Source organism: Rufibacter sp. JT20002 (genome assembly GCF_056491185.1).
Window position 1 is genome coordinate 237,354 of the sequence record NZ_JBSZJY010000004.1, and the last position, 18,879, is coordinate 256,232.

Below are 18,879 nucleotides of genomic sequence, written 5' to 3' on the forward strand. Positions count from 1 at the left end.
CGGGAATGAAAAGGATTTAATCGTTTCCGGGGAGACGAGAAGTGGTATGCTTGGGGGTAGTACTTGGCCTAGAGTAGTGTTTGCTCTAAGATTGATTCTTATGATGATAAGCAACTTGGCTTGCATCTGCGTAGGTAGTTTTCTATCTTGATGTACTAGATTGTCAATGAGTTACTAACCAGAGGAGCGTGTCAAAGCTGCTTTAGAAGGAATTATAAATGGTGTCAGGGTAGGGGATGTCGCTTTTGTACAAGTCTGTAGGTAACAGCACATGTACTTTTACTTGTCATTTAGATAGAATTGCCGGTAAACCTATGAAAGCAGAACTCTACAAACCAAGTCCCGCCCTGAGCAAGTACATTGACAATTACATGCTGGTGGATATTGACTGGAGGAACACTGAGTCCGTCTCTACCGTTTGGCGGTTGATTCCGTATGGCAAGGTGTCTATGTTGTTTTTATACGGCGAACCCCATGAATACAGCCTTAACGGTTCTGCAGACACCATGCAGCGCACCCGACAGGCTTTTCTGGTGGGGCAACTCACGCAACCCATCTGGCTGAAGTTCACCGGCCACACGCGCCTGATTAAAATTCAGTTTAAGTCTTCCGGTGCTCAGAAGTTTCTGCCTATCAACATGGAGGAATTCAAGAACGTACCCAGCCTGGATCTGGAGGCGGTCTGGGGAGGTTCCATCCACTTCTTATTAGAACAGATGGAGGAGGCTGGCTCAGACGCCGAACGCATTAGCCGGTTGAACAGCTTCCTGGAAAAACGCCTTCTGCCCCAGCAAGACTTGGTGGATTACGTGGACTACACCATCCAGCAGATGAAAATGACCAACGGCAACGTGCCCATCAAAGGTCTGGAACAAAAACTGGGAATCAGTACCCGGCAACTGGAAAGAGTGTTCCGGTACAAGATTGGCTTATCGCCCAAGGAAATGGCGAAACTGATTCGGTTGAACAATGCTTTCTCCTGCCTGGAAGCCGAACCGGCCATCTCCATGACTTCCTTGTCGGTAGATGCCGGTTACTATGACCAATCGCATTTCTCCCGCGATTTTAAAAGCATTGCGGGGGTAAGTCCTACCAAACTACTAGCCGAAAGCTCCAAAGAACTTTTCGTGACGCACGGACAGTGCTTTATGAAACAGGCTGGCACTAAGATCACTGTTTAACTCTACTTATTCTATTGCAGAATATTCCTTTAGATACCACACAGGTGAAGAAGGGGTGTTCTGTTTTTATTAATAATAAGGTAATTGTAAATAGATAGGTATGAAGGTTGTAGGTCGTTTTTGTACAAGTTTCAAGTTGAGCGGTGTCCCATCTTTGTAATGTTAATCATAACCAATAAAGACATGGAAACATTACAAAAATTAGCCACGGTAACCACCACCCAGGCCTACAGAAACTACCAGGGAGGATTCTTCAAAGTGCTTCTTTCGCCAGAGCAAACCGGCGAAAGCATGGCCTTGGTAGACATGACCCTACCCAAGGGCGCTGAACCACCCGTACACGTGCACAGCCGGGAAGACGAAACGTTTTACCTGCTTTCTGGCGAAATGACCTTTAAAATAGGAGACAAGACCATCAAGGCGGTAGACGGCGATGCCATCTTCGCCCCTCGTCAGATTCCGCACCTCTTCAGTATTGAGTCTGAAAGCGCGCGCTTCCTGACCTTGATCACGCCGGGCCAGTTCCTGAACTACTTTCTGGAATTCAGTTTTCCGGCCGCCGAAGAATTGAAAATTGTACCGCCGCAGGGGCCGCCACCCGCCGAAGTGATCATGCACATGACCTCGCAGTTAATAGGAAAATATGGGGTGCTGTTTGTGTAAGCGCACCTTTCTCACCAGAAATTAGAATAGTCAGAATGAAGCAAGCCGTCCTTTTCAAATCGCCTCAGGTAACCGTGCACGAAAGGGCGGGGCTGGGGGACGGGACTGCTTCACCGGCAAAGGCAGTACTCACCACATTAAGGGTGACCATTCCGCTGGATGCCGCTGCTACCGAGGTGCTGGTGGGTTACCTGAGAATCCTGAGATCTTACTTCACGGCTACCCACCGGTCAAAGCACCTCTTGAGTAGCCAACTGGAACAGGTAGCAGTACATCTGGAAACAAGCCTGCAAAACAGAGGAAGTAGCCTGGTTGAGTACCCAGATGTCACGTACCTCATCCAGCAAATGGGCTGCCTTCATGATTGGGCCACCCTGCCTGCCGAATACCAGAATGCTTAACCAAGTGCCTCCGCAAGGAGAACGTCTTCGGGAGTAATCCCCTTCACATCAACAATCCTTTTTATTACAAACCCGCTGCAACTTCTCCTCAGGAAGTGACCGGCTATTTCTTGCCTGAAAATTTAAAATCAACCCCAAAACAATACGTCTATAAACGCCATGAAAAAAGTACTTTTATCCCTGCTTGCATTTTCTTTCGCCCTGAACCTGACCAGCTGCGAAGAGACAGAAGAGATTACCAAAACACCTTACGCCATAGAAGAAGAAAATTCTACCGTAAAATGGAAAGGCTTCAGTCCCACCTTATACCACGACGGCTCCTTTAAAGTAGCCAGTACGGGTGTGGAGGTGGTAGACGGTAAAGTGAAATCCGGGACGTTTACCATTCCCATTGCCTCCATCCAGAACTTTGATTTACCTGACCACGTGAAGCCCGCCTTGCTGGAGCATCTCAAAAGCCCTGATTTCTTCAACATGGTCCTGCACCCCAATGCATCGTTCAAAATCACGAATGTTCAGCCGTTGGCTTCATCCACCGGTGAGGGAGCAGCAAACGCCAACTATACCATTACCGGAGATTTTACGATGTTAGGCCAGACGCATGCTATCACCTTTCCGGCAAGGATCACGATGGAAGGAAGCAAAATTGAGATGAAAGCGGATTTCCAATTAGACAGAACCAAATGGGGCATGATGTACGCCGCAGACCCTGCTTTAGGCGAACACCATATTCTCCCCAAAGTGGATATCTCCTTAGACATCAAAGGGCATAAGCAATAAGCTTGAAGTAATCCCTTTTGGATGTGCTTTTAGGTCATTCTTTGGGATTAGTACTCAAGGGCCCGTTTGTTTTGAGAATGTTTTGGTAAAACATTCTCAAAACAAACGGGCCTTTTTAACAAAACTATTTAATTGTAGATTGCTCATCTGATTTTCCACCCTAATTTAAGAATGAGTAGAAGAAACATGTTCCGCGGGAAAGTAAAGTTAATTGTTGCCCTTCTGTGCCTATTTCAGGCCGAGGCCTTCAGCCAGGTAAGACTGCCCAAACTGGTAAGCGACGGAATGGTGCTGCAGCGCGATGCCAAAACCAATATCTGGGGCTGGGCCGCTCCCGGCGAAAAAGTGACCGTTACCTTCCGGGGGAAAAACTACAAAGCCACCACCAACCCCAGCGGGAAATGGGAGGTAGCCCTATCGCCTATGAAGGCGGGCGGTCCTTACACCATGGACATCAAGGGCAGTAACCAGATCACGGTGAAAGACATCCTGTTTGGCGATGTGTATTTCTGCTCCGGTCAGTCTAACATGGTACACCAGATGTCGCTGCATAACATCACTTATGCCAACGATATCATAAACGCCAATTATCCCCAGATCAGGCATTTCTGGATTCCCACCACGGCCAACATGGAAGGTCCTGTGCAGGATTTACCTGCGGCTGCGGCCTGGAAGTGGGCGAACCCGCAGGACGTGAACAACTTCTCCGCCGTGGCCTATTTCTTCGCTAGGAAACTGTACGACCGATACAAAATTCCCATCGGGTTGATCAACGCCAGCGTAGGCGGTACGCCCATTGAAGCCTGGACCAGCGAAGAAGGCCTGAAAGAATTTCCGGCTCTCATGACCACCATTAACAAGAACCGCGACACCAGCTACGTGAACCCCATTCAGCGCCGGGCGGCCGCCGTAGCAGCAGCTAACCGGCAGAAACCCGAGCTGGACAAAGGCCTTACGGGAGCAGTGAAATGGTTTGACCCGGCATACGTACCCAAAGGGTGGCGCAACATCAACATTCCCGGCTATTGGGAAGACCAGGGCATCAGGGACCTGAACGGAGCCGTTTGGTACCGCCGCGAGATTGAGGTTCCGGCCTCCCTGGTGGGCGTGCCGGCCAAGGTGTTCCTGGGCCGCATAGTGGATGCTGATTTCCTGTACATCAACGGGAAACAGGTGGGAAGCACTGGGTACCAGTATCCACAGAGAAGATACAGCATACCGGCCGGTACGTTGAAAGCCGGAAAAAACCTCTTTGTGGTACGCGTGTTGAACCAAGGCGGCAAAGGCGGCTTTGTGCCAGACAAGCCTTACTACATTGAATCTGAAAATGGCCAAACCCTTGACCTGAAAGGCACCTGGCAATACAAGGTGGGCGATGTGTACCGTCCTGCTACTGGTCCATTTGAAGGTGGCATCAGCGCTCAAAACCAACCCACGGCTTTGTACAACGCCATGGTGGCCCCGGCCATCAATTACACCCTCAAAGGAATCTTGTGGTACCAGGGCGAAAGCAATTCCGGCAACCCTACCGAGTACAAGAAGCTGTTACCGGCTTTGATTTCAGACTGGCGCGCCAAGTGGGGACAAGGCAATCTTCCGTTCCTGTTTGTGCAACTTCCCAACTTCATGGAAAGGAATTATCTGCCCACTGAAAGCAACTGGGCCATGATGCGGGAAGCGGCGCTGCAAACCCTTTCAGTACCTAACACGGCCATGGCAGTCACCATTGAACTGGGTGAGTGGAACGACATCCACCCGGACAACAAAAAAGACGTGGGCGAGCGGTTGGCTCTGGCTGCCATGAAGCTGATTTACGGCGATAAAAAGATTGTTTCCTCCGGTCCGCTGTACCAGTCTTCCAAGATTGAGGGGAATAAGATCATCTTGAGTTTCACGAACGTGGGAAGCGGCCTGATCTCCATTGACGATGAAGAGCTCAGCCAGTTTGCCATTGCCGGAGCAGATAAAAAGTTTGTCTGGGCCAACGCTAAAATTGAGGGCGACAAAGTGGTGGTCTGGAGCGACGAAGTACCGGAACCGAAGTTCGTGCGCTATGCCTGGGCTGATAACCCCGACGAAGCCAACCTCTACAACAAGGAAAAATTACCCGCTTCTCCTTTCCGAACCGATAAGTAAGAAGTTAGTTCTTTTAGTTTAGCATTAAAGGCCCTTCGGTAAACACCGAGGGGCCTTTTTGTAGATGGCCAATCAGATACATTTGATTTGTAGTACTTGTTACTAGGCATTAGCGCGTTAGGTGTTTCTTCCCCGTTAAAGGGGAGTGAACCTGATAGGGGTTATGCGCTTGTAAGTGGTCATTTTATAGTCCGAGAAAACACAGGAACTACATTGGTGGGGTACCCAATCATTGGCCTGTGGTTCTGAATGAGTTCTCCTGACCGTAGTTGCAAAACAAGCTGCTTCCTTCAGGCAACCTGTTTTCAAAAGCCCGCATCTAAAAAGTGAAAGGCCAGCGACAACCGCTACCGCTTACGAACCTAAACCCCTAACCCCTTTATGCAACCACAGAGATCTACCTCTACCGTTTTGTGGCTTTTTTTCTGCTTTTCAGTAATAACCATAGGGCTGCACAGCCTGCCTGCGTGGGCGCAAACTGATAGCGTGGATGTATTCCTGAAAAAGATCATGCAGGAACGCGCTATCCCAGGCATGCAAGTAGCGGTGGTGCGCCATGGTCAGATCATCAAATTGGGGGCGTATGGGGTAGCTAGTTTGGAATACGAAGTGCCGGTGACCAATCAGACGGTTTTTTCGCTTAACTCCATCACCAAATCCTTTACGGGGGTGGCATTGATGCAACTGTTAGAAGAAGGGAAGCTGGATGTAAACGCGCCTATCTCCACGTACTTACAAGACTTGCCCCAAACCTGGAGGCAACTCACTGTGAAGCAACTGGCTTCCCATACCTCGGGCCTGCCCGATGTAATTGGACCCGAAACCGGCGAATGGACTTTCCAGAGCCTAGGTGACGCTGGTTGGGCGAAAACCCTAACCATGTCCCATGAGTTTGCCGCCGGCGAAAAGTTTCGTTACAACCAAACGGGCTACGTACTGTTGGGCCTTCTCATAAACAAATTGGCCGGCAAACCCTTCCTTGAATATATAACGGAGCGTCAATTGAAGGTTGTCGGTATGGGTAAAACTGGTTTCGGTGATTTCAACGATGTCGTACCCAACCTGGCCAAACCCTATTCCGTCCCCAACCGGAAGCACCAGAATGTGGCCGAAACGTTTCCAGTAGCCGGTAGAACCGCCGCCGGTATGTACAGCACCGCCCAAGAGGTAGCCCAGTGGACCATCGCCCTGCAAGCCGGAAAACTCTTGAAAAACGCCGGCAGCCTAAACACGCTTTGGAGCCCTGTTCCTTTAAACAACCACAAAATAGGAGGGTTCTCCAAGCTGCTGAACGGGTATGCGTTGGGCTGGCCGGTCATGAGCAGACCCGAGCATCCTGCGGTAGGCGGCATTGGGGGCGGTAGGTCCGCGGTTTTCATTTACCCTAAGGATAGCCTCACCATTGTTGTGCTGACCAATCGCCTGGGGTGCGCGCCAGAGAGTTTTATAGATGAACTGGCGGGCTTCTATGTTCCGGCCATGAAACCCTCCACCGGGTTTGGGCTGCCACCGGAGGTGTTGGTGCTGCACAAAGCATTGTACAAAAGAGGCTTCCAGCATGCCCCAGAGGTTGTGCGGGAGTTAAAGCGGAAAGACAAGAATTACCAAGTGTCAGAGGACGATCTAAACGCATGGGGCTATCTGCTCTGGAAACAGGGCCAATTGCAAAACGCCCTTGCCGTGTTCAAGCTCAACATTGCTCTTTACCCCAACAGCGGCAACACCTATGACAGTTACGCCGAAGCCCTGCTGGAAAACGGACAAAAAGAATTAGCCATTCAGAATTACAAGCGAGCCCTGGCTTTAAACCCGAAGAACGTTGGTGCTATGAAGCAATTGCAAGTCTTAGAAAGCAAGTAAGACCTTTCTGGAAATTGTATTACATACATTTCCCAAGTGTGCCTTGGTAGGTTGCTGGCACCTGTAGTGTAGGCAAAGGTTTTTGATACCAAACAGTAAACGCATTACCTGTTATTATACAGTAAAGCGGTTTAGGGCCTGTTTTTCTGAAACAGATCCTAAACCGCTTTACTTTGTGCTACAGCTCTATCCACGCAATAAACCTCAAATAGGTGTTAAGGGTGAGAAAAAGCAAACCTTAATCCGTCACTCCCAACCCGGTTTTCTGGGTTTTCTTGCTGCCCAGAATGGCGTAGGTGGGAGGGGTGACCATCACCTGCTGAAGGGCATTGTCCAGCAGCTTTTTATTTTTAGGCTTTCTGATGTCCAGTTTTCGGCCGGTAACCCTTTCCTCGTAGACCAACTGGTGCTCAGGGTTGTAGAAACGCACGATGCTGGTGCTTTTCTGCCGGGTATTAGATTCTACTACCCAGTACCAGGAGCTGGCGGGTGTCGGGGCTTGGGCGGATAGGTTGAGGCTGGGCAGGAACGAGAAAAGCCCAACTGCCAGGACGATTTTCAGGATGGTGTTCTTCATCGTAGTAAGGTTTAGTGTTTATTGCCTTGATTGATGAAAGAAAGGTAAACAGCTGAAAAACACTTTGCTGAGCTATTCGCCGGGCGTAAACGGCCCATCGATACTCAACCTGTTTTAAAGGATGTTTGCAAAAAGAAGGCCTTTTTCGCCGTTCAGCGACAGAACCCATCCGTTTGTCTACAAAGTCATTTACCAGTAGATTTTTGAGGTGCCTTCTTGTATCTTAAGGTGAAAAAGGGAGCTTGTTATGTCAGACTTTGGGACAAAGTTTATTTTCGCGGAGGAACCCAAGTACCGGGTAGCCAGGCACGTGGTTTTCTGGTCGGCTTGCGTGGTCTTTTTTACCCTTGTCTATGGGAGCAAACCCGTGGGCAGTACCCCGCCCTCGCCCTTCTTCCTGACGAAGGTGTATAAACTTTCTTTTTTAGAAGGGCTGGCGTTTTTACCCACGCACATGCTGCTGAGCTATACCTTCATGTACCTGCTCATTCCCCGGTTTCTGTTCAAGGCCCGTTATGCAGAATTCCTGCTGGGGTTAGCGGCCACCATTTTTATCGCCTCCTCGCTTTCCTACCTGATCTCAGATACCCTGGTCATCTTTTTCAGGGACTATTTCCAAGTAGCGAAACCAACCAGCAGTTTTTATTATGGGCTGATGGCGGGGTTACGGGGCGGCTTGAGTATTGCGGGGTTTGCGGGGGCCCTCAAACTGGCGAAACATTGGTACAACAAAAACCAGCTTTCTATTCGACTGGAAGGAGAGAAGCTGAGAGCAGAGCTACAGTTGCTGAAAGCACAGGTGCATCCGCATTTTCTGTTTAACACGCTCAATAACCTGTATTCCCTTACTTTGGTGCAATCGGCGCAAGCCCCCGAGGTGGTGCTAAAACTGTCTGGATTGCTGCGCTACATGCTTTATGAATGCAACGTGGCCAAAGTGCCGCTGGCCAAAGAAATTGGGATGCTGCAGGACTACCTGGCCCTGGAAAGGCTACGGTACGGGCATCGGCTGGATTTGTCGGTGAACATTGAAGGGAACTTGGAAGGAAAGCGGATCGCGCCCTTGCTTCTGCTGCCTTTTCTGGAAAACAGCTTCAAACACGGGGCAAGCGAGCAACTGGACCAGGCTTGGGTAAGCCTTGATATTCTGGTGCGGGGTCACACGGTGAAGTTTAAGATCATGAACGCCGTGCCGGAGACGCACCTGCCAGAGGGGCACCCGGCAACGCAGGGCATCGGGCTGGCGAATGTCCGGAAAAGGCTGGAGTTGCTGTACCCCGGGGCCCATGAACTGAGCATACGGCAGGAGTCAGAAACCTTTCTGGTGACCCTCACGCTGGAAGTAGAAGAACACGAAAACGAGCTTGCCGAGACAAAGAAGACGGTCAGGCCAACCGCAGAAGAACCGCTTTACCACTCCTCGCTATGAAAATAAAATGCCTCTTGGTTGACGACGAGCCGCCCGCCCAGGCGGTGCTGCAGGCCCATATCGCCTCCTTGCCCATGCTGCAGGTGGTGGGGCAGTGCCATAATGCCGTCTCGGCGTTGGAAGAGCTTCAGCGGCAACACGTAGACCTCATGTTTCTGGATATTAAAATGCCGCAGCTGCTGGGAACCCATTTCCTGAGAACCCTGCGCCACCCGCCCAAAGTGATCTTCACCACCGCGTACCCAGAGTATGCCCTGGAAGCGTTTGACTTGGATGTGGTGGATTACTTACTGAAACCTATCTCCTTTGAGCGATTCCTGCGGGCCATACAGAAAATTCAGCAACCAGAACTGTCCACTGCTCCGGCCTTTCCGCAAACCCAACATGCCTCCAGCGACAGGTTCCTGTATTTCAGGGTAGACCGCAAGATGGTGAAGGTGATGGTATCTGAGATCCTGTACATTGAAAGTCTGAAGGACTACGTGCGCATTGTGACCACCTCCAAGCAGATCGTCCCCAAACAGACCATTTCCTCCCTGGAAGAGATGCTGCCCGAGGAGAGCTTCGCCCGGATCCACCGATCCTATATTGTGGCCTTAGACAAAATAGATTCGTTCTCCCCATTCCATGTAGAAGTCATGGGAAAAGAACTTCCTATTGGCCGCAACTACCGGCAGGAAGTGGAGAAAACGATCCGCGGGCGGGGTATCTGACCCAAAAACCGGAAAAGCTTATTCTGTTTTCAGTTAAGCACTACTTTACCAAAACCATCTTGAAATCAGTTTCTGCGATGAGGGAGTGCGGAACTGTAGCCGGAATCATGATGATAGCACCCGGCTGGAGCAATTGCGAGGAGCCGTGGATGTGGAAGGAACAGGTACCCTCCAGCATGATAAGTAGGGCCGGGGTGGTAGTGGTATGCGTTTTCAGGCCCTGTCCTTTGGCGAAGGCGAACAAATGCGTTTTCTGGTGTTCCTGGTCTAACAAAATCTGGTGGGCAAATCTGGTAGCCTGATACTCCAGTTTGGCCGCCAGGTTCTCTAACCGTACCTGTTCAGGAGCTTGTATTGGGTGTGCCATCGGTTTAGAGGATTAAGAATGAACGGTGGTGGCTTGAATAGAATCTATAGCGGTGCGCAGCCGGAAAACCGCCGAGGCCGTGCCCAGTAACATGCCAAGTTTGAAGACCTCCAGGCCTACATAGACATGGTGCAGGTTAGAGGGAGTGGGCACCTGCCCCGCAATGATCTGCAGCGCCCTGGCATCCAGCGCGGGTAAGAGCCAAAGGGTTTGCAAAGCCATCACCAAGGCCAGCAGAAGAGCCGGAAAGAATATCTTGAAAGAAGCCTGGTTGTAAAAAAGCCCGAGCAGCACCACGCTGCAGAACACCAATTCAAACTTGTTCAGAAACCCGAAGACCAACCGGCCAATCCCCAACCCAATGGCGAGCGTGACCTGCGGGGCCGTGAACTTTACCGGGGCTTCCAGAAAGGAGATGCCCAACACCATGCCCGCCCATAAGAGCAGGGAGAAAAGAATGACCTGGGTTAAAAATGTAGATCTCATACGCTGGGTCTTTAAGAGAAACAAACCGCTTTAAAGGCGGCAGGAATGATGCAAATGTCTGTTGCACGGACTGATTCTTCAATGAGATGCATCATGTGCGGAAATGACCACCATCATCCTTCTGGCCAGAGTGCCTAGGTACTTTTGTAGGTGATAAAAGTACTGTAAGGCCATGAGGGAATCTGCCACCATACTTGTTGAAGAAAAAGAACACTGTTACCACTGCGGTGACGAGTGCACCAGTGAACCCATCTATACCGATGATAAGGCTTTCTGCTGTTCGGGTTGCCAGGCGGTGTATGAACTGCTGTACGCCAACAATCTGTGCACCTACTATAACCTGGAAGAAGGCGAGAAGCCGGGCGTAACGGTCAGCACCGAGGACGTGCAGGCAAACCAGTTCGTGTACCTGGATGAACCCGCCACGTTTAACCAACTGCTCACTTTCCAGAGCGACACTTTGTGCAAAGTGCTGTTCCAGATTCCCAACATGCACTGCAGTTCCTGCATCTGGCTTTTGGAGAACCTGTTCAAGCTGGACCAGGGCGTGGTGGAGAGCCGGGTGAATTTTCCGCGCAAAGAGGTCTCTATTTCCTACCATCCGCAGAAAACCAAGCTCAGCAACATTGTCACGCTGTTGTACAAAATTGGGTACGGACCCACGCTGAACTTATCGAATTTGTCTGGGGAGAAGCAGAAGCGAGACATCGGGGTGAACCTGAAGCTGGGGCTGGCTGGCTTCTGTTTCGGGAATACCATGCTGTTGAGTTTCCCGGAGTATTTCGCATTTGGCGAGGAGGTGAAGCATCAGTTCGGGGCTTTCTTCGGGTTGGTGAGCATTGCGCTGTCGTTGCCGGTGTTGCTGTACAGCGCAAGGGGCTTCTTTGAATCGGCGTGGCAGTCTTTGAAGCAGCGGCACATTAACCTGGACACGCCCATCAGTTTGGGACTGGCCTCGCTTTTCAGCGTGAGCGTGTACGATATCTTGATGCAAAGCGGACCGGGCTACCTGGACTCTTTCACCGGACTGGTGTTTTTCATGCTGATTGGCAAATACGTGCAAAAAACGACCTATGACGCCCTGGCCTTTGACCGCGACTACAAAGCCTACTTTCCTATTTCGGTGACGGTTCTGGAAAAAGGGGCCGAAAACGTAATGGCGGTAAAAGAACTCACGCCGGGCAAGCGCATCCGTATTAGAAACCAGGAACTGGTGCCCGCTGATGCCATTCTGCTTCGCGGCTCGGCGTTCATTGACTACAGCTTTGTGTCCGGTGAATCGGCGCCGATGCCGAAAGTGGCCGGGGAGATCATTTACGCGGGCGGCCGCCAGGTGGGCGAAAGCATTGAGCTGGAGGTGATCAAAGACGTATCGCAGAGTTATCTTACGCAGCTCTGGAACAACGATGTGTTCAAGAAAGAGAAAAGCTACTTTGGCGTGGGCACCTACGCCGATAAGGTGGGCGGTTACTTCATCACGGTGACTTTGCTCATTGCCCTGGGCGCTTTGGTGTACTGGGTGCCGCGTGATACCAATATGGCCATCAAAGCCTTTACCTCGGTGCTGGTGATTGCCTGCCCCTGTGCCTTGTCTTTGAGTGCGCCGTTCACCTTGTCCAATGCCCTGCGCATTTTTGGCAAACAGAAATTCTACCTCAAAAACGGCGATGTAGCCGAAACGCTGGCCAAAGCAGACACCCTGGTCTTTGATAAAACCGGTACCTTAACCGAGAGTGCCCAAACCGATATCGCCTATGTGGGAGATACCCTCAGCGCTCAGGAGGAAAGTCTTTTACGCTCGGTGTTGCAGCATTCCACGCACCCGTTGAGCCAGGGCTTGTACCAGTTCCTGACGGCCCAGGTGCAACCCGTAGCGCAGTACCAGGAGATTTCCGGTGAAGGCGTGCAGGGCGTGGTGGCCGGCGTGCTGGTAAAAGTGGGTTCCCGCAGTTTTGCGGGCGGCAAGCAGAACGCCACCGAATCTGCTGGGTTGGCCACCCGGGTGTACGTGCAGCTAGGGGAGGAGCGGAGCGGCGTCTTCACGTTCTCCAATCACTACCGCGAAGGGTTGCCGCAATTGGTGCAGGAACTGCAACGGCAGGGCAAAAAGCTGGCCGTGCTCTCCGGTGACAATGATGCCGAACTCGAAAACCTGCAACGCATCTTCGGGACGGAAGCCGAGCTACGGTTTAACCAGTCACCCGCCGATAAGCTGGCGTTTATTGAACAGTTGAAAAAGGAAGGCAACAAGGTGATCATGGTGGGCGATGGGCTGAACGATGCCGGGGCCTTGCAGATGAGTGACGCGGGCATCTCGGTGACTAACTCGGTGAACGGTTTCTCGCCCGGCTGCGATGCCATTCTGGATGCGGGTTCCTTTACCAAACTGGCCCTATTCCTGCGGTTCTCCCGCCGCAGCCTCAACGTCATACTGGGCTCGTTTATGGTGTCTTTCTTCTACAACATCATCGGGCTTTCCATGGCGGTAAGCGGACAGTTCACCCCTGTGGTATCGGCCATTCTCATGCCCATCAGTTCCCTGAGCGTGATTCTCTGCTCTGTGCTGGGCGTGCGGTGGGTGGCCTTGCGAATGGGATTGATGAAGGCAAAAGGGGAGAAGTAAGTGAATTAGTATGATGCATTTAGGGCCTGTTTTTGGGAAAACAGACCCTAAATGTTTTTTGTTTAAACAAGGTGGTGCGGCTTACTTTCCCTTCTCCGCATCCAACTCATACGCCAGCCGCATGTAGTGGAGCACTTCCTCATTGATGTCTTCTTTGTCATAAAGCCTTAACCAGTGGTTGGTTAGCTTTTCGCCTATATGGCCAATTTTATGGAAGCACAGCGTATCAGCATAAATCCAATTCAGCGGAATATAAATGTCTATGAAGTTTCTACCCAGTTTATAAATCATGCAGAAACGGGTGTTCTTGGCCAAGGAGAGCATAGATTTGGATGGGTGAATTCTGAAATCCCCAATGCTACGGTACTGTTCTAGAAAATGATGGTACAACGATACGGTCACGTTAGACTTGCCGCGCAGAAAATCAGCCTCGGTTTTCTCCAGGCAGGAGTGGGTCTGGTTGGTGCGCAGGAACGATTGGGTGCAGGTGGGGCAGGTCCACATAGGCTTTGGAGTTTTCGGCTTAGTTTCTGTAAAATAGGCTGGAAACACAATGACTAGCTAATTAATTTCTAACTAGTTTTTTTAAACTAAGCTAAGTTCAGAAGAGCTTTTTGATTCTTGTTTTCTAGAAACAGCCTCAAAGCTAGTCTTCCTAAAATACTCCAATACTAGAAAGATGCCCTAGATCCAGCTGTCATAGAGCCGCTGGTACTGCAGTCCCTAAACAATACTATGGCGCGGAAGTTACTTCCTTGCCTTTAGACATCATTGTATAAACTTAATTTCAACTAACCCTTTCCCTCCAGCATAATCTATAGCGCTGCTATAGACGTAATGTGCTGCTTCACCAACAAGACCTGCTTCTACCGGATTATGGTGGATATAGTCCAGGCAACGTTGCTGTTTTTCATTTTCGGAAAGTTCTACCGGATGGTATTGATTTTGCCAAAAGCGGTATTTCTGGTGTTTGTTGCTGTCTTCCGCTGCCTGTTTAAATAACTCCAGCATCCAGTCTTTTCGGCTTTCCTGAGGGTTCTGGGCAATAGCCCGCACCAATGCGACAGAAGTAAATTTCTTGAAATCTCGGATAATATCTTGTAATGGGAAGCGGCCTTCTGTTCCTACAGCTAGGTGGAGGTGGTTGGTCATAATACACCATGCATATACTTCCAATCCCTTTTCCCGTTGGCAGAAGTTCAGGCTTTCTACTAGTAAGTCTTTGTATTCTCGACGGGTAAAAACATCCACCCACTGCACAACGGCAAACGTGATAAAGTAAACCTTCTCCTGGTCCTTAACCTTGTATTTCTCACTCATCAGAAAAGAATACGATGAAGTATTTGATTTGTCTTTAAGCTTTTGAAAAGTACTTCATTTACTATGGCGCGGAAGTTACTTCCGTGACTCTTGAAACAACAATAAAGGTTTTAAGCCTGGTTTTGGAAAATTGGCTTTTAAATAAGATGAGGTTACTTCTGCAATGTTGAAAGTCACGGAAGTAACTTCCGCGACATAGAGAGAATTGTTTCCAACGGAACGGGGATTAATGAAGTAGCAGAATTGGCCTTTCTTCAGCCTCAACCTTGTTCCTAATTTCAATTATGCAGTCAGGCCGCTATTTCATAAACACCATATTAGGCGTATGTTCATAATCTGATAAGTTGAACTTTCCTGTCTGAATAAGCTAGTTTCATTATTCCAGTGTTAAGGCTAGCAATGTCATTCAGTGGCCCAATTTTGATTTTGATTGGTGAATCTATTTCATTAGGCACAAAAATTCGATATTCACTTTGATGCTTGAATTTTTCATGTTTTTTGAAAAATCCTATACCACCTGTGTATTCATGATTATAATAGGAAACCTTTCCATATTCTACATCTGGAAAACCATTTTCTTTTAGAGCTGTCTGTAGTCGTTCAAGAAATGCTTTTGGATTATGAATAAGGATAATTGATTCTCCAAACGATTTTGTTTCAAAGGTGATGTCTTTCCGTTCTCCAGAAAGATGATCAGAGAATATCCCGGTTAGGCAATATATGTTACCTTTTTCTTTGTAGTCTTTTCTAAATATAACATTAAAAGAATCTAAAGTTAAACCATCCTTATCAAGATCTTTACCTACTTCACAAATGGTAATTTTAGCATCTCCAATGAACTTTCGACTGTAAATGCCATCATCTTTATCAGTTCGTTCTTCGTTGTCATCGCATCTTCGGATAAAATCAATAGAGTTAAGGTAAACCTCTCCTTCTTCATAAAGAGCTCTGATATGCTCCGGCTTACCTCTTCTGAAAAGAAAATACAGGTGATTATCCTCAATTGCTGTCATGGTTTTGGTTTACTTGGGTTTAGCTAATGCATTATTAAGCCTAAAAGCTTGGCTAAACGGCGGCGAAGGCCGTCGGCCGATGCTGACCTTTAGGTGTTGTTGCTTGCTATAAATTTTACTTTGCTTGCCGATTCTCCAAAACCCACCCGTTTCTATGATGGTTTGGAACTTTGTCTTGGCCAAAATAGAGGCTAACCTTCTTGAACTCTATATTATCCAGAGTCTTATTCTGCTCTGTTTTTGGAATCCAACTGTCGATAGCTACAAAGGGGTATTCTTTTTTAGCTGGGTAGAACATGAACTGTTCCTCATCAATTGGGTCATAGGTATTAAAAGTTCTCTTATAGCCCTCTGCTAGTCCGCTAACGAATGAAAATGAAAGTGAAAATTCTTTCCCTTCTATTCTAATTCTACTTAATTGACCTTTCTCTTCATTTACAATTATCCTGTCTATCCGAGGATTATTGGGCATGAGAAAATATTTCGGCTCGTTTTTGTGATTAAAATCAGTTTCATAGACCTGACCTAACCAATCGATGGTTTTTGCTAATGTACTCCCCTCGCAAATGCTTATCAATTCCTTTATCCAATTTGTATCTGAATTCATAAATTATTATTTGCAAGTAACTACTGTATAAATGGAGTTACTCCGTTTATCTACAATATATCTATTGCTAAACATACGGTTTATTGTCCAAATTGACAGGTAACCTACCTTCAATTTCCTTTAACCCACTTTGACATCAATCACCCCCTAAACTGACGCACGTCATCTTTTCCGCGCAACCTATCGCTGACCTTTGTAACAACTGAAAGGGCCAGGTAAGCGCCGAAGCGGATACATTCACTTCTCTACCGCTGCCGCCTGTTTCAGGAGAGACAAACCGGCAGTGCCATGAACATCATTTTCCTTCTTATCTGCATCAGTCTACTGGTGGCTATTCTGTTTCTGTGGGCATTCCTGTGGGCGGTGCGTTCCGGCCAGTACGAGGACGACTACACGCCCTCGGTGCGCATTCTCTTTGACAACGAATTAACTAAAAGACAGCCTATTACTTCAATTTCTACTAAACCTATGGAGGACATTGCACATGTTAGCTGAGGTTCTAAAATCACCGGCCGAAGCGCTCAAAGACCGCGTCCGGACCGTTGAAACATTCTATTATGACAACAAGATTGTCCGCGATTTCGCCTATGCCACCCTGTTCTGGGGTGTGGCCGGAATGCTCATTGGGGTGATCATCGCGTTCCAGTTGGCGCGCCCCGAACTCAACATGGGCACCGAGTACACCACCTTCGGGCGGGTACGGCCTTTGCACACCAATGCCGTGATTTTCGCGTTTGTGGGCAACGGTATTTTCATGGGAGTGTACTACTCTTTGCAGCGTTTGTGCAAAGCCCGCATGTACTCAGACGTGCTCAGCAAGATTCATTTCTGGGCTTGGCAGATGATCATTGTCTCTGCCGTGATCACGCTTCCGTTGGGCTACACTACTTCTAAAGAGTACGCTGAACTGGAGTGGCCCATTGACATTGCCATTACGCTGGTGTGGGTGGTGTTCGGCTGGAACATGTTCGGGACCATCATCAAACGCCGCGAGCGCCACATGTACGTGGGAATCTGGTTCTACATTGCCACGTTCTTAACCGTAGCCGTGCTGCACATTGTGAACTCTTATGAGATTCCGGTGACGTTCATGAAAAGCTACTCTGGTTACGCCGGGGTGCAGGATGCGCTGGTGCAGTGGTGGTATGGCCACAACGCGGTTGCGTTCTTTTTAACCACGCCGTACCTGGGCATGATGTACTACTTCCTGCCCAAGGCCGCGAACCGCCCCGTGTACTCTTACCGCTTGTCTATCATTCACTTCTGGTCTTTGATCTTCATTTACATCTGGGCCGGACCTCACCACTTGCTGTACACTGCCTTGCCAGACTGGGCACAGTCATTAGGCGTCGTGTTCTCTGTGATGTTGCTGGCGCCCAGCTGGGGCGGGATGATCAACGGTCTCTTAACCCTGCGTGGGGCCTGGGACAAAGTGCGCGAAGAGCCGGTGCTGAAGTTCATGGTAGTCGCGATCACCGCCTACGGCATGGCCACCTTTGAAGGGCCGCTTATGTCCCTGAAAAACGTGAACGCCATTGCCCACTACACAGACTGGATAGTGGCCCACGTACACGTAGGCGCCCTGGGCTGGAATGGTTTCCTGACCTTCGGGATTCTGTACTGGTTGCTGCCGCGCATCTTCAGAACCAAACTGTACTCTACTAAACTGGCCAACTGGCACTTCTGGTTAGGCACGCTGGGCATCCTGTTCTACGCCGTACCTATGTACTGGGCCGGGTTCACCCAAGGTTTAATGTGGAAACAGTTCAACAACGAAGGCCTGCTCCAGTACCCTAACTTCCTGGAAACCGTGCTGCAGATTGTACCTATGTACTACCTGCGCGGTATTGGCGGGGTGCTCTACCTGGGTGGCGTGTTCCTGATGATCTACAACGTGGTGAAAACCGTGAAAACCGGTTCTCTCTTAGCCAACGAAGAAGCTCAGGCCGCACCCTTGATGCCCGCCACCAAAATCAATGCCGGCGAACACACCGGAGGCCACTGGCACAGATTAATTGAGCGCCGTCCGGTTCAAATGGCCGTGTTCGCCACCGTAGCCATCCTGATTGGCGGACTGGTGGAGATGATCCCAACGTTCCTGGTAGAATCTAACGTGCCTACCATTGACTCTGTGAAGCCATACACCTCCCTTGAGTTGCAGGGCCGCGATGTCTACATCAAAGAGGGTTGCGTGAACTGTCACTCCCAAATGGTGCGGCCGTTCCGCTCAGAAACCGAGCGCTACGGCGAGTACTCAAAGGCCGGCGAGTTTGTGTATGACCGTCCGTTCCTCTGGGGCTCTAAACGTACCGGTCCAGATTTGCACCGGGTAGGAGGGAAGTACCCGCACAGCTGGCACTACCACCACATGCTGGACCCCACCTCCATGTCTCCGGGTTCTATCATGCCGGCTTACCCATGGTTATTGGAGAAAGACCTGGACACCTCAGACACCCAGGCTAAGATAGAGACGTTGGCCAGCTTAGGAGCTCCGTATGCCCCCGGCTACGCCGAAAGAGCCAACGAAGACCTCCTGCGCCAGGCCCGCGAAATCACCGCCGAGCTCAAAAAGGAAAACATTGAGGTGAAACCCGAGAAAGAGATTGTGGCCCTTATTGCCTACCTGCAACGCCTGGGTACCGACATTAAAGTGAAAGAAGAAAAATAGGTTTTAAGACGCTGGATGTTAGATGCTAGACAATAGATATAGAAAGATAGATAAG

Annotated in this window: 18 protein-coding genes; 11 read left to right on the forward strand and 7 right to left on the reverse strand. The window is 49.6% G+C overall.

Annotation, left to right across the window (positions count from 1 at the left end):
• Positions 1–314 precede the first annotated feature (314 nt).
• The 6 genes from ACW9SV_RS17835 to ACW9SV_RS17860 all read left to right on the forward strand — a co-directional run bounded on the left by ACW9SV_RS17835 (position 315) and on the right by ACW9SV_RS17860 (position 7,021).
• A complete protein-coding gene (locus ACW9SV_RS17835) occupies positions 315–1,181 on the forward strand; it encodes an AraC family transcriptional regulator (RefSeq protein ID WP_479558123.1) in 867 nt (288 codons plus the stop codon).
• 183 nt (positions 1,182–1,364) lie between these two features.
• On the forward strand, positions 1,365–1,844 hold the full coding sequence (locus ACW9SV_RS17840) for a cupin domain-containing protein (protein WP_479558124.1): 480 nt from the start codon (positions 1,365–1,367) through the stop codon (positions 1,842–1,844).
• Between the two features lie 35 nt (positions 1,845–1,879).
• On the forward strand, positions 1,880–2,245 hold the full coding sequence (locus tag ACW9SV_RS17845) for a hypothetical protein (RefSeq protein ID WP_479558125.1): 366 nt from the start codon (positions 1,880–1,882) through the stop codon (positions 2,243–2,245).
• A gap of 159 nt (positions 2,246–2,404) precedes the next feature.
• The gene (locus ACW9SV_RS17850; RefSeq protein WP_479558126.1) at positions 2,405–3,025 is read left to right on the forward strand and encodes a YceI family protein; all 621 of its coding nucleotides are present in this window, start codon (positions 2,405–2,407) and stop codon (positions 3,023–3,025) included.
• A gap of 171 nt (positions 3,026–3,196) precedes the next feature.
• Complete coding sequence (locus tag ACW9SV_RS17855; RefSeq protein ID WP_479558127.1) at positions 3,197–5,161, forward strand: sialate O-acetylesterase; 1,965 nt, start codon at positions 3,197–3,199, stop codon at positions 5,159–5,161.
• Positions 5,162–5,542: 381 nt separating this feature from the next.
• Positions 5,543–7,021 (forward strand): serine hydrolase, encoded by a 1,479-nt coding sequence (locus ACW9SV_RS17860; protein ID WP_479558128.1) that lies wholly within the window; start codon positions 5,543–5,545, stop codon positions 7,019–7,021.
• Between the two features lie 238 nt (positions 7,022–7,259).
• Here ACW9SV_RS17860 and ACW9SV_RS17865 read toward each other — a convergent pair whose 3' ends face one another.
• A complete protein-coding gene (locus ACW9SV_RS17865; RefSeq protein ID WP_479558129.1) occupies positions 7,260–7,598 on the reverse strand; it encodes a hypothetical protein in 339 nt (112 codons plus the stop codon).
• Between the two features lie 247 nt (positions 7,599–7,845).
• Here ACW9SV_RS17865 and ACW9SV_RS17870 point away from each other — a divergent pair, with 247 nt between their 5' ends.
• Entirely contained in the window at positions 7,846–9,027 is a 1,182-nt protein-coding gene (locus ACW9SV_RS17870) for a sensor histidine kinase (protein ID WP_479558130.1), read from the forward strand.
• On the forward strand, positions 9,024–9,740 hold the full coding sequence (locus ACW9SV_RS17875; protein ID WP_479558131.1) for a LytR/AlgR family response regulator transcription factor: 717 nt from the start codon (positions 9,024–9,026) through the stop codon (positions 9,738–9,740). Before ACW9SV_RS17870 ends, ACW9SV_RS17875 begins: the two co-directional genes overlap by 4 nt.
• A gap of 40 nt (positions 9,741–9,780) precedes the next feature.
• Here the strand turns inward: ACW9SV_RS17875 and ACW9SV_RS17880 are convergent, their stop codons facing one another.
• Both ACW9SV_RS17880 and ACW9SV_RS17885 read right to left on the reverse strand, forming a co-directional pair.
• On the reverse strand, positions 9,781–10,107 hold the full coding sequence (locus ACW9SV_RS17880) for a cupin domain-containing protein (RefSeq protein WP_479558132.1): 327 nt from the start codon (positions 10,105–10,107) through the stop codon (positions 9,781–9,783).
• 12 nt (positions 10,108–10,119) lie between these two features.
• Positions 10,120–10,593, reverse strand: coding sequence for a hypothetical protein (locus ACW9SV_RS17885; RefSeq protein ID WP_479558133.1), 474 nt, complete (start codon positions 10,591–10,593; stop codon positions 10,120–10,122).
• A 172-nt stretch (positions 10,594–10,765) separates the two neighbouring features.
• Here ACW9SV_RS17885 and ACW9SV_RS17890 point away from each other — a divergent pair, with 172 nt between their 5' ends.
• Positions 10,766–13,216, forward strand: a complete 2,451-nt coding sequence (locus ACW9SV_RS17890) for a heavy metal translocating P-type ATPase (RefSeq protein ID WP_479558134.1) — start codon at positions 10,766–10,768, stop codon at positions 13,214–13,216.
• An 81-nt stretch (positions 13,217–13,297) separates the two neighbouring features.
• Here ACW9SV_RS17890 and ACW9SV_RS17895 read toward each other — a convergent pair whose 3' ends face one another.
• The 4 genes from ACW9SV_RS17895 to ACW9SV_RS17910 form a co-directional block, all read right to left on the reverse strand.
• Positions 13,298–13,720 (reverse strand): DUF5655 domain-containing protein, encoded by a 423-nt coding sequence (locus ACW9SV_RS17895; protein WP_479558135.1) that lies wholly within the window; start codon positions 13,718–13,720, stop codon positions 13,298–13,300.
• Positions 13,721–13,984: 264 nt separating this feature from the next.
• Positions 13,985–14,536, reverse strand: coding sequence for an REP-associated tyrosine transposase (locus ACW9SV_RS17900; protein WP_479558136.1), 552 nt, complete (start codon positions 14,534–14,536; stop codon positions 13,985–13,987).
• Positions 14,537–14,865: 329 nt separating this feature from the next.
• The gene (locus ACW9SV_RS17905; RefSeq protein ID WP_479558137.1) at positions 14,866–15,549 is read right to left on the reverse strand and encodes a hypothetical protein; all 684 of its coding nucleotides are present in this window, start codon (positions 15,547–15,549) and stop codon (positions 14,866–14,868) included.
• A gap of 115 nt (positions 15,550–15,664) precedes the next feature.
• On the reverse strand, positions 15,665–16,156 hold the full coding sequence (locus ACW9SV_RS17910; RefSeq protein ID WP_479558138.1) for a hypothetical protein: 492 nt from the start codon (positions 16,154–16,156) through the stop codon (positions 15,665–15,667).
• 288 nt (positions 16,157–16,444) lie between these two features.
• On the opposite strand from ACW9SV_RS17910, the gene ccoS reads away from it, so the two are divergent.
• Entirely contained in the window at positions 16,445–16,651 is a 207-nt protein-coding gene (gene ccoS, locus ACW9SV_RS17915; RefSeq protein WP_479558139.1) for a cbb3-type cytochrome oxidase assembly protein CcoS, read from the forward strand.
• Positions 16,641–18,824 (forward strand): cytochrome-c oxidase, cbb3-type subunit I, encoded by a 2,184-nt coding sequence (gene ccoN / locus ACW9SV_RS17920; RefSeq protein ID WP_479558140.1) that lies wholly within the window; start codon positions 16,641–16,643, stop codon positions 18,822–18,824. Before ccoS ends, ccoN begins: the two co-directional genes overlap by 11 nt.
• Positions 18,825–18,879 lie beyond the last annotated feature (55 nt).